We start from the raw sequence: 10,994 nt of genomic DNA, 5'->3' as shown, positions 1-10,994 counted from the left end.
TGAATGCGAAGCGGAATCCGTCCGTGGTGGGCGCTGGCGTTGTTGCTCTGGGCCGGCGGCGCGACCGCCGCGGAACCGGTCACCCTGGCTGAGGTGCGCGCCGAACACCGCGAGGAACGGCTGCCGCTCACCGGCACCATCACCGCCCGGCGCGGCGCCCTGCTCTCCACCGCCGTGGCCGGCCGGGTCACCGACCTGAAGGTGGACCTGGGCGACAGCGTCGCCGGTGGCGACACCCTGCTGGCGCTGGACGCGGAGCTCAACCGGCTGGCCCGGGACAGCGCCCGGGCCGCCGCCGAGGAAGCCCTGGCGGCCCGTGACGATGCCCGCCGCCGGCTTGACGAGGCCAGCACCCTGGCGGCACGCCGCAGCATCGCCGCCACCGAGGTGCGCGGCCTGGAATCGGAACTGGAAATGGCCGAGGCCGCCCTGGCCGCGGCCCGGGTGGAGCAGCGCCGCCAGGAGGCCCTGCTGCGCCGCCACACTCTGAAGGCCCCCTTCGACGGCGTGATCAGCCGTAAGCTCACCGAGGTGGGCGAGTGGGTGACGCCGGGCACCGCGGTGCTGGAACTGGTCAACCTGGACGACCTGCGCGCCGATTTCGCCGTGCCCCAGGAATATTTCCCCCGCCTCACCAAGGACAGCGCGCTGACCGTGCGCCTGGGCGGCGACGCCGGCCAAGCGCACGAGGCCAGCATCACCGCCATCGTGCCGGTCAATGATCCGGATTCGCGCACCTTCCTGCTGCGTGCCCGGGTCGCCGACCCGCCGCCGATGACACCGGGCATGTCCGCCCGCGCCACCCTGGTGCTGCGCGGCGACACCGCCAGCCTGGCGGTGCCCCGGGACGCCCTGGTGCGCTACCCGGACGGTCGCGTCACCGTGTGGGTGGCGGAATCCCGGGACGGTGCCCTGCTGGCCCGGGAGCAACGCCTGCGCGTGGGCCCCGGCCTGGGCGACCGGGTCACCGTGCTGGAAGGCCTGAGCGCCGGCGACCGGGTGGTGGTGCGCGGCAACGAAAGCCTCAGCGACGGCCGCGAACTGGAGGTTCGCCGGCCGGACCCGTCCAACGGCGCCGCCCCGGAGTAACCGCCCGTGTTCGAAAAGATCGTCCGTAACGGCACCCTGATGACGGTGGTGGTGCTGATCATCACCCTGCTCGGCATTCTCGCCGCGCTGCGCATTCCCGTGCAGATGATTCCCGACCTGGAGGTGCGCACCATCACGGTGCAAACCCGGTGGCCCGGCGCCACACCCCAGGACGTGGAAAAGGAAATCCTCATTGAGCAGGAAGAGTATCTGCGCAACGTACCCAACCTGCGCCGGCTCACCGCCACCGCCTACAGCGGCGAGGCGGAAATCGAACTGGAATTCCCGTTCGGCGTGGACATCACCGAGACGCTGATCCGCGTTAACAACGCCCTCAGCCAGGTGCCGGACTACCCGGACAACGTGGACCAGCCGCGCATCCTGTCCACGTCCTTCTCCGCCAACGCCTTCATGTATTTCTGGGTGGCGCCGCAAACGGGCAACCCCAAGGACCTGGATCTGGACATGATGCGCGACTTCATCGACGACAACGTGCGCACCCGCATGGAAAGCGTCGAGGGGGTCTCCCAGGTGGAACTGCGCGGCGGCGCCGAGCGTCAGGTGCGGGTGCTGCTCGATCCGCAGCGCCTGGCGGAGCGCGGCCTCACGGTGATGGACGTGCGCGACGCCCTGCGCCAGCGCAACCGGGACGTGTCCGGCGGCGAGGTGGACAGCGGCAAGCGCCGCTACCTGCTGCGCACCGTGGGCCGCTTCGACCAGGTGCCGGAGCTGCGGGAGCTGGTGCTGGCGCGCCGCGGCGACGGCGTGATCCGCCTGCGCGACGTGGCCTCGGTGGAGTTGGACCATTTCCCGGTACGCGGCCTGTCCCGGGTCAACGGCGACCCGGTGATCAACCTGGCAGTGCGCCGGGAAAGCGGCTCCAACGTCATCGACATCAAGTACGCCATGTTCGACCAGGTGGACTTGATCAACCAGGAAGTGCTGGCGCCGGCGGGTCTGCGCATGGGGCTGATCTCCGACGACGTGCGCTACGTGGAGGCCTCGGTGCGCAACGTCTGGACCAACCTGGCGATCGGCGCGGTGTTCGCCACCCTGGTGATGTTCCTGTTCCTGCGCTCGGTGCGGGTCACCGCCCTGGGCGTGGTGGGCATTCCCATCTGCACCATCGCCGCCTTCCTGGGCCTGCTGCTGGCCGGGCGCACCATCAACGTGATTTCCCTGGCCGGGGTGGCGTTCGCCATTGGCATGACCCTGGACAACTCCATCGTCGTGCTGGAGAGCATCGAGATCGAGCGGCGCCGGGGGCTGGACCGCTTCCGGGCCTCCGTGGAAGGCATTCGCAAGGTGTGGCCGGCGGTGTTCGCCTCCACCCTGACCACGGTGCTGGTGTTCCTGCCGGTGGTATTCATCACCCAGGAAGCCGGCCAGCTCTACTCCGACATCGCCATCGCCGTGTCCGCGTCAATCCTGGTGTCCATGCTGGTGGCGATGACGGTGATTCCGACCCTGGCGGCGCGGCTCGACTTCGGCGCCGTGTTCGACCACCAGGGCCAAGAAAGCCGCTGGCTGGGCCGCCTGCACGGCCTGTCCCACTGGCTCAGCGCCAGCGCCCCCCGGCGCGCCACGGTGATCGCCGCCACCCTGGCCGGCGGCGCCCTGGTGATCGCTCTGCTGACGCCGCCGGCGGAATACCTGCCCGAGGGCGAGGAGGCCAAGACCTTCGCCTCCATGAACGCGCCGCCGGGCTACAACCTCGAGGCCATGAAGGAAATCGGCGAGCAGGTACAGGCCCACTTCCTGCCCCTGGTGGACGCCGATCCGGCGGCCTGGGAGGCCGGCGAACTGCCGGCGCCGCCGCTGCGCTACCTGAACCTGTTCGTGGAGGCCCAGGGCCTGAGGGTGATCGCCGAGCCGGTGGACCCGGGCCACATGGAACCGCTGATGGACGCGCTCACCACCTTTTACGAGCAATACCCGGGTATGCGCGCCTTCGCCGCCCGGGGCTCGATCATCTCCAGCAACGACGGCGGCACCCGCAGCGTCAACCTGGACATCGCCGGCAATGACCTGGCCACCCTGTTCCAGGTGGCGCGGGCCGCCTACCGGCGCGCCGAGCAAGTGTTCGACAACCCGCGCATTCAGACCCAGCCGGGCAGCCTGTCCCTGGCCCAGCCCCTGCTGGAAGTGCGCCCGGACTGGGAACGCGCCGCGGAACTGGGCCTCAGTGCCCAGGATCTGGGCTTCACGGTGGCGGCGCTCACCGACGGCGCCTACCTAGACGAGTTCTTCCTCGGCGACGACAAGGTGGACATCTACGCCTACAGCAACCGGGGCGTGGCGCCGCGCCTGGCCGCCCTGCCCGGCCTGCCGGTGCAAACGCCCCAGGGCGCCACGGTGCCGCTGTCGTCCCTGGCGCGTCTGGAGGAAACCGTGGACACCAGCACCGTGCGCCGGGTCAACGGCCGCCGCACGGTGACCCTGAACATCATTCCGCCGCGCTCCGTGGCCCTGGAAACCGGCGTGCGCCTGGTGCGCGAGGACGTGATCGGCGCCCTGCGCGAGGAAGGCGCCCTGCCCCCGGAAGTCACCGTGGACATCTCCGGCGCCAGCGACCAGCTGGACGCCACCCGGGACGCCCTCACCGGCAACTACGTGGTGGCGCTGCTGCTGATCTACCTGCTGCTGGTGGCCATTTTCACCCACTGGGGCTATCCCCTGCTGATCATGACCACCATTCCGGCGGGCATCGCCAGCGGCATTCTCGGCCTCGCCCTGCTCAACGGCGCCGGCGCCCTGCTGCCCGCCATCGGCCTGCCCGGGTTCAACCAGCCGTTCGACATGATCTCCATGCTCGGCTTTCTGATTCTCATGGGCACGGTGGTCAACAATCCCATCCTGATCGTCCACGAGGCGCTCACCAACCGCCGCCAGGGCCTCGCCGTGGCCGTCGCGGTGAGCGAAGCGGTGCGTTCGCGGCTGCGCCCCATCGCCATGACCACCATCACCACGGTGTGCGGGCTGGCGCCTCTGGTGCTGCTGCCCGGCGAGGGCACCGAGCTGTATCGGGGCGTGGGCGCCATCGTGCTGTTCGGCCTGCTCGGCACCGCCCTTATCACGGTCACCTTCCTGCCAGCGCTCACCGCCAGCGTGCTGTCGCTCACCGAGCGGGCGGCGCACTGATCGGGTGCGGCGCCGCGTTCTCCGCGCCTTTTATGGTGCATGCACTGTTTTATAACGAAAACTAGCGTGTACGCACCACAAAAGGGCCTTTCCCCGCCTGTCTTCCCAAACCCCGCCAGAATCGGGCTTTAGCGCCTTTATAACCGCTTTTCAGCGTTGTCAACGAATACGCGCTAAAATAATGACCCCGGGCAAAAAGAGGGTTGACCCCCCAATAAATGGTGTATACGTTGTTTCTAGTCGTCCAATACAACGAATCGTCAGGAGGGTCTGATTTTGACTACCACCAAGCCAAGCATCGCGGTCATCGGCGCCGGTCTGGGTGGCGCCGCCGCCGCGGCACTGCTGCAGAAAGCCGGTTACCCCACCCAGGTCTACGAGCAGGCGCCGGAATTCTCTCGCCTGGGCGCGGGCATCCACCTGGGCCCCAACGCCATGAAGGTGATGCGCCGCATCGGCATCGAGGACCAGCTGGAGCGCATGGGTTCCCACCCGAGCCACTGGTTCAGCCGCGACGGTGAAACCGGTGAGTACCTGTCCCGCATTCCCCTGGGCGATTTCGCCAAGCAGGAATACGGCGCCGCCTACATCACCGTGCACCGGGGCGACCTGCACGCCCTCATGGTCGATCAGCTGGACCAGGACCGCCTGCACTTCGGCAAACGCCTGGAGAAAGTGGACGATCAGGGTGATCAGGTGGTGATGAACTTCGCCGATGGCACTGAAGCCACCGCCGACCTGGTGATCGGCGCCGACGGCGTGAACTCCGTGATCCGCGAGCACCTGCTCGGCGAGGAAGCGCCTATCTACAGCGGCTGGGTGGCGCACCGCGCGATCATCTCCGCGGAGAAACTGAAGGCCTACGATCTCGACTTCGAAGCGTGCGTGAAGTGGTGGTCCGAGGACCGTCACATGATGGTCTACTACGTCACCGGCGATCAGAAGGAATACTACTACGTGACCGGCGTGCCGGAGCCGGACTGGAACCACGGCACCTCTTTCGTGGACAGCTCCCGGGAAGAAATGCGCGAAGCGTTCAAGAACTACGGCCCGGAAGTTCAAGCTCTGATCGATTGCACCGATAAAGTCACCAAGTGGCCGCTGCTGGAGCGCAACCCGCTGCCCCTGTGGCACGACAACCGCCTGGTGCTGCTCGGCGACGCCGCCCACCCGATGAAGCCGCACATGGCCCAGGGCGCGGTGATGGCCATCGAGGATGCCGCCATGCTGGTACGCTGCATGGAAACCACCGGCGCCGACAACTACGCCGACGCCTTCGAGCTGTACCGCGCCAACCGCTTCGAGCGCGCGTCCCGCGTGCAGCAAGTGTCCCACGACAACACCTGGCTGCGTCAGAACGAAGACCCGGCCTGGGTATTCGCCCATGACGTCTACGAAGTACCGCTGAAAGACCCCAAAACGGAGGTCGAGGAGCAAGCATGAGCAGCACCCGACTGTACGGCGCCAACGTCAACGCCAACGGCATTCGCCAGCACTACCTGCGCTACGGCGGCAAGGGCCAGCCGCTGATTCTGATCCCGGGCATCACCAGCCCGGCGATCACCTGGGAATTCGTGGCCGAGCGGCTGGGCCGGAACTTCGACACCTATGTGCTCGATGTGCGCGGCCGCGGCCTGTCCTCCACCGGCGCCGAGCTGGACTACGACACCGACACCTGCGCCGATGACGTGGTCGCCTTCGCCGAGGCCCTGGGCCTGGAGGATTACATCCTGGCCGGCCATTCCATGGGCGCGCGCTTCGCCCTGCGGGCGGTGACCCGGGGCGCCAAGGGCGTCGCCAAGCTGGCGCTGATCGATCCGCCGGTGTCCGGTCCGGGCCGTCGCGAATACCCCAGCAAGCTGCCCTGGTACGTGGATTCCATCAACGACTGCCTCAAGGGCTGCGACCTGGAAACCATGCGCAAGTACTGCCCCACCTGGACCGAGGAGCAACTGCTGCTGCGCGCCGAGTGGCTGCACACCTGCTACCTGGACGCCATCATCAAGAGCTTCGAGGACTTCCACGAGGTGGACATCCACCAGGACTTCCCGAAGGTGCAGGTGCCCACCCTGCTGATGTGCGCCGGCAAAGGCGGCGTGATCCAGGAAGAGGACAAGGAAGAAATCAAACAGCTGCTGCCATCCGTGCGCATCGAAACGGTACCGGGTGCCGGCCACATGATTCCCTGGGACGACCTCGAAGGTTTCTTCCAGGGCTTTGGTGATTTTCTGGGAGTGCAGCCATGACCCGCCCTTATCGAATCGGCCAGATCGTCCCGAGCTCCAACATCACCATGGAGACCGAGATTCCGGCCATGCTCACCGCCCGGCAGCTTATCCGTCCGGAGCGTTTCACCTTTCACTCCAGCCGCATGCGCATGAAGACCGTGAGCAAGGAAGAACTGGCCTCCATGGACGGTGAATCCGATCGCTGCGCCCTGGAGCTCAGCGACGCCGCCGTGGACGTGATGGGCTACGCCTGCCTGGTGGCGATCATGTCCATGGGCCCCGGCTACCACCGGGAATCCCAGAAGCGGCTGCGCGAACGCACCAAGGAGAACGGCCAGGAAACCGAGGTGGTGACCAGCGCCGGCGCTCTGGTGGACGCCCTCAAGGTGCTCAACGCCAAGAAAGTCGTGGTGGTGGCGCCGTACATGAAGCCGCTCACCGAGATGGTGGTGGATTACATCCAGCGCGAAGGCACCGAGGTGCTGGAATACCGCGCCCTGGAAATCCCCAACAACCTGGACGTGGCCCGCCACGACACGGCGAAACTGCCGGACATCGTCGCCGGCATGGACTTCTCCGACGCCGACGCCATCGTGCTGTCCGCCTGCGTGCAGATGCCGTCCCTGGCGGCGGTGCCCAAGGTCGAGGCGCTCACCGGCAAGCCGGTGGTCACCGCGGCCATCGCCACCACCTATCAAATGCTCAAGGCCCTGGACCTGGAACCCGTGGTTCCCGGCGCCGGTGCCCTGCTGTCAGGCGCTTATTGAGGAGATTCATCATGGCCAACGGCAACCAGGACGATCTTGCCAGCAACTATCAAGGCGTCTGGGGTACCCGGGTCGGCTTCGGCCGACGCCCGGCGCTGGTGGCGGTGGATTTCCTTCAGGCCTACACCCGTCCCGGTGCACCCCTCTACGCGCCGGGCGTGGTGGAGGCGATGGACCATGCACCGCGACTGCTGGAAACCGCTCGTCAGAGCGGTATTCCGGTGATTCATACCAATATCCGTTACCGTGGCGAAGGCCAGATGGACGGCGGCGTCTGGGTGAAAAAAGCACCCGTGATGCGCGCCATGGTGGACGGCAACCCGGACGCGGAGTTCTGCCAGCCGGTAACCCCGGCGGCGGACGAACTGGTGATTACCAAACAATATGCCAGCGCGTTTTTCGGCACGTCTCTTGCCTCCACGCTGACGTCGTTGGGCGTGGATACCGTGATCCTGATGGGCTGTTCCACCAGTGGCTGCATTCGAGCCACCGCCGTGGACGGTCTTCAGTACGGTTTCCGGATGATGGTTGTCCGCGAAGCCGTGGGTGATCGTCATCCCGCGCCCCACGAAGCCAATCTGTTCGATATCGACAGTAAGTACGGCGACGTCATCGGCATGGACGAAGCCATCGCTCACCTGAACCAATTATCCTCGAAGGGGGAATAACATGAAGATCGTTAAACTGCTCGCCACCGCCAGCCTGGCCGTGGCCCTGTTGCTGGGCCTCTCCAGCCGCGCCCTGGCGGAATTTCCGGAAGAACCCATCACCATCGTGGTGCCCTGGCCCGCCGGTGGCGCCTATGATCTGGCCGCGCGCCTGATGGCGGAGAAACCGCCGGAAAACCTGCCCGTGTCCATGGTGGTGAACAACGTCACCGGCGCCGCCGGTTCCAACGGCGTGCGACACGTGGCGAAGTCCGACCCGGACGGCTACACCATTGGCATGATGGGTACCCACGCCATCGCGCAGAGCTACATGAACCGCAACGCCACGCCCCTGGAAGACCTGGAGCCGCTGGTGTTCATCGGTCCGGAACCGGCTTCCCTGGCGGTGGCCAAGGACACCGGCATCGACAACGTCAAGGACTACCTGGCGCAACTGAAGGACCAGCCCGGCTCCATCATCAACGGCAATGATTCCCCCGGTGGTTTCTCCTACATCGCCGCCACCATGCTGGAAAATCACTTCGACGTGAAACTCAGCAAGGTGCCCTACCAGGGTTACGCCCCCACCGCGTCCGCGCTGGTGTCCGGCGAGGTCATGTCCACCACCCTGCCGATTCCGCTGCTGGCCGAACAGCACAAAGCCGGCAAGGTGAAGATCATCGGCGTGGCCGCCGAGGAGCGCCACCCGTTCGCCCCGGACGTGCCCACCTTCAAGGAGCAGGGCTACGACTTCATCGCCGAGGACTTCTACATGCTCTACCTGCCCAAGGGCGTGCCGGAAGAGCGTCGCAAGAAACTGGAAGAAGGCTTCTACAGCCTCCTCAACGACGAGACCTTCCAGAAGAAAGCCGCCGAACTGGGCCTGGTGATCATGCCCCGTGACGCCGCCGCCACCCGCGCTTACCTGGAGCAACGCAACCAGGAAGTCAAAGCGATCCTCGAAGACGCCAATCTGATCGAAGGCTGACCATGAGCGAGCCCACCGAAAACGCCGGCCGCGAGAACAACACGCAAACAAGCCCGGTGCTGGATCTGGCCGTCGGCGCGTTCTTCGCGATCATCTGCGCCGCCGGCTGGTCCTCGGTGTTGAGCGGCAAGCGCCTGATGGCCAGCCTGGACGCCGGCCTCGATCCCGGGGCCGCGTTCCTGCCCGTGCTGGTATTGGGCCTGCTTTCCCTCGGCGCCGCCTTGATCCTGATCAAGGGATGCTTCCGTCTCGCCACCGGCCGTACCGGCGGGCCCTCCGTGGAGCGCGGCGACCATCCCGCCGCCGTCGCTCTGCTGCTCAGCATGATCGCCCTGTGCGCGGGGGTGGCCGTGATCGGCTTCCTGCCCGCCACCTTCGTATTCAGCGCCGCCTGGACCGCCTGGTTGAGCTGGCGGCGCACCGGTCGCGCGGCGCGCGCCCTGGTCAGTGGTCTGATCCTGGGCGTGCTGCTGTGCGCTTTCCTCTACGTGACCTTCGTGTCGGTGCTCAAGGTGCCAATCGGCTAACGAGGTATACCATGCTGAATGATTTCCTTTCCGCGTTGGGCACCACCCTGATGTCGCCCTGGGGCCTGCTGCTGGCGGTGATCGGCACCGTGCTCGGCGTGGTGCTGGGCGCCATGCCCGGCGTCAGCTCCACCATGGCCCTGGCCATTCTCCTGCCGATCAGTTTCAGCATGGACCCGCACCTGGCCATCCTGTTTCTGCTCGCCGTGTTCGTGGCCAGCGTGTATGGCGGCTCCATTTCCGCCATCCTGATCAATATTCCCGGCACCCCCGGCGCCATCGTCACCCAGCTGGACGGTTACCCCATGGCCCGTTCCGGCCGGGCCGGCGAGGCACTCACCTACGCACTGGTGTCGTCCACCCTGGGCGGGCTGATCGGGCTGCTGGCGCTGGTCCTGGTGGCGCCCATGCTGGCCGCCGCCGCCATGGAATTCCGCAGCCCGGAGTTCACCGCCGTGGCGGTGTTCGGCCTGGTGCTGCTGGCCTATGCGTCGCCGGGCTCCACCATTCGCGGCATGATGGTTGGGGGGCTGGGGCTGCTGTGCGGCATGGTCGGCTTCGACAGCCTCACCGATATTCCCCGTTTCACCTTCGACAGCCCGGTGCTGGAAGGCGGTATCGAGCTGGTGCCGCTGTGCGTGGGGCTGTTCGGGTTCGCCGAGGTGATGAAGAACATCGGCACCGCCGGGCGGCCCTCCACCAAGAGCGTGATGCCCGCCATCGGCCGGCTGTGGCCGCCGATGAAGGAACTGCTGGGCCAGTGGAAGACCATGCTGCGCGGCTCGTTCATCGGCGCCTCGGTAGGCGCCATTCCGGCGGCCGGCTCCGCCATCGCGGTGGCCATCGCCTACGCCCAGGAGATGCGTTTCTCCAAGCGGCCGGACGAGTTCGGTAAGGGCGTCACGGAAGGCGTGGTGGCGCCGGAATCCGCCAACAGCTCCAGCATCGGCGGCACCCTGATCCCGATGATGACCCTGGGCATTCCCGGTGACGCCATCACCGCGGTGCTGATGGGCTCGCTGCTGATCCACGGTCTGCGCCCGGGGCCGGGGCTGTTCGCCAACAACCCGGAGTTCGTGTCCGGCGTGTACTCGTCGTTCTTCCTGGCGCTGATCCTGACCCTGGTGATCGGCCTGCTGCTGATGCGCTGGGTGGCCTGGGTGACGCGGATCCCCTCCCACATCCTGCTGGTGGTGATCGCGGTGCTGTGCGTGGTGGGCTCGTTCGCCATCCGCAACACCATGTCCGACGTCTACATCATGCTGGCGTTCGGCCTGATCGGCTATCTGCTCAACCTGTTCCGATTACCGGCGGCGCCCCTGGCGTTCGGGCTGATCCTCGGCCCCTTGCTGGAAGAAAATCTGCGGCGCAGCCTGATCCTGGGCCGCGGATCCTGGGACATCTTCATCAACAGCCCGATTGCCCTGACGCTGTTGCTGATGTCCCTGGGCGCCATCCTCCTACCCCTGGTGGCGCCCTGGTTCGTGCGTCTGCGCGACGACCTGCGCCGCACCTACGGGCGGCGCTAGCTGTGTAAAGCCACCAGGTTGTTCAGTAAGGGCAGCCGGCTGACGGGAGGCAGATAGCCAAGGCTGGAATGGGGTCGA

General features: G+C 66.6%; 9 protein-coding genes. All 9 read left to right on the top strand.

Annotation, left to right across the window (positions count from 1 at the left end; translation table 11 throughout):
- The first annotated feature begins 3 nt into the window (after nucleotides 1-3).
- The 9 genes from HMJ39_RS06270 to HMJ39_RS06230 all read left to right on the top strand — a co-directional run bounded on the left by HMJ39_RS06270 (nucleotide 4) and on the right by HMJ39_RS06230 (nucleotide 10,916).
- A complete protein-coding gene (locus HMJ39_RS06270; protein ID WP_194296667.1) occupies nucleotides 4-1,089 on the top strand; it encodes an efflux RND transporter periplasmic adaptor subunit in 1,086 nt (361 codons plus the stop codon).
- Between the two features lie 6 nt (nucleotides 1,090-1,095).
- Nucleotides 1,096-4,230, top strand: coding sequence for an efflux RND transporter permease subunit (locus tag HMJ39_RS06265; protein ID WP_194296666.1), 3,135 nt, complete (start codon nucleotides 1,096-1,098; stop codon nucleotides 4,228-4,230).
- 276 nt (nucleotides 4,231-4,506) lie between these two features.
- Entirely contained in the window at nucleotides 4,507-5,673 is a 1,167-nt protein-coding gene (locus tag HMJ39_RS06260; RefSeq protein WP_161385620.1) for an FAD-dependent monooxygenase, read from the top strand.
- Nucleotides 5,670-6,476 carry an alpha/beta fold hydrolase gene (locus HMJ39_RS06255; RefSeq protein WP_161385621.1) on the top strand — a complete coding sequence of 269 codons (807 nt, stop codon included), beginning with the start codon at nucleotides 5,670-5,672 and terminating at the stop codon, nucleotides 6,474-6,476. The genes HMJ39_RS06260 and HMJ39_RS06255 overlap by 4 nt, the downstream gene beginning before the upstream one ends.
- Entirely contained in the window at nucleotides 6,473-7,225 is a 753-nt protein-coding gene (locus HMJ39_RS06250) for a maleate cis-trans isomerase family protein (RefSeq protein WP_161385622.1), read from the top strand. Before HMJ39_RS06255 ends, HMJ39_RS06250 begins: the two co-directional genes overlap by 4 nt.
- Nucleotides 7,226-7,236: 11 nt before the next feature.
- Entirely contained in the window at nucleotides 7,237-7,893 is a 657-nt protein-coding gene (locus tag HMJ39_RS06245; RefSeq protein ID WP_161385623.1) for an N-carbamoylsarcosine amidohydrolase, read from the top strand.
- A 1-nt stretch (nucleotide 7,894) separates the two neighbouring features.
- Entirely contained in the window at nucleotides 7,895-8,860 is a 966-nt protein-coding gene (locus tag HMJ39_RS06240) for a Bug family tripartite tricarboxylate transporter substrate binding protein (RefSeq protein ID WP_161385624.1), read from the top strand.
- Nucleotides 8,861-8,862: 2 nt separating this feature from the next.
- Nucleotides 8,863-9,387: a tripartite tricarboxylate transporter TctB family protein gene (locus HMJ39_RS06235; RefSeq protein ID WP_161385625.1), complete on the top strand. Its 525-nt coding sequence runs from the start codon at nucleotides 8,863-8,865 to the stop codon at nucleotides 9,385-9,387.
- A gap of 11 nt (nucleotides 9,388-9,398) precedes the next feature.
- Nucleotides 9,399-10,916 (top strand): tripartite tricarboxylate transporter permease, encoded by a 1,518-nt coding sequence (locus HMJ39_RS06230; protein WP_161385626.1) that lies wholly within the window; start codon nucleotides 9,399-9,401, stop codon nucleotides 10,914-10,916.
- Nucleotides 10,917-10,994 lie beyond the last annotated feature (78 nt).

Source organism: Alloalcanivorax profundimaris, from assembly GCF_015265435.1.
Classification (GTDB): domain Bacteria; phylum Pseudomonadota; class Gammaproteobacteria; order Pseudomonadales; family Alcanivoracaceae; genus Alloalcanivorax; species Alloalcanivorax profundimaris.
Note: the sequence above shows the minus strand (reverse complement) of the source record. Positions and strands in the feature narration are given on the sequence as shown.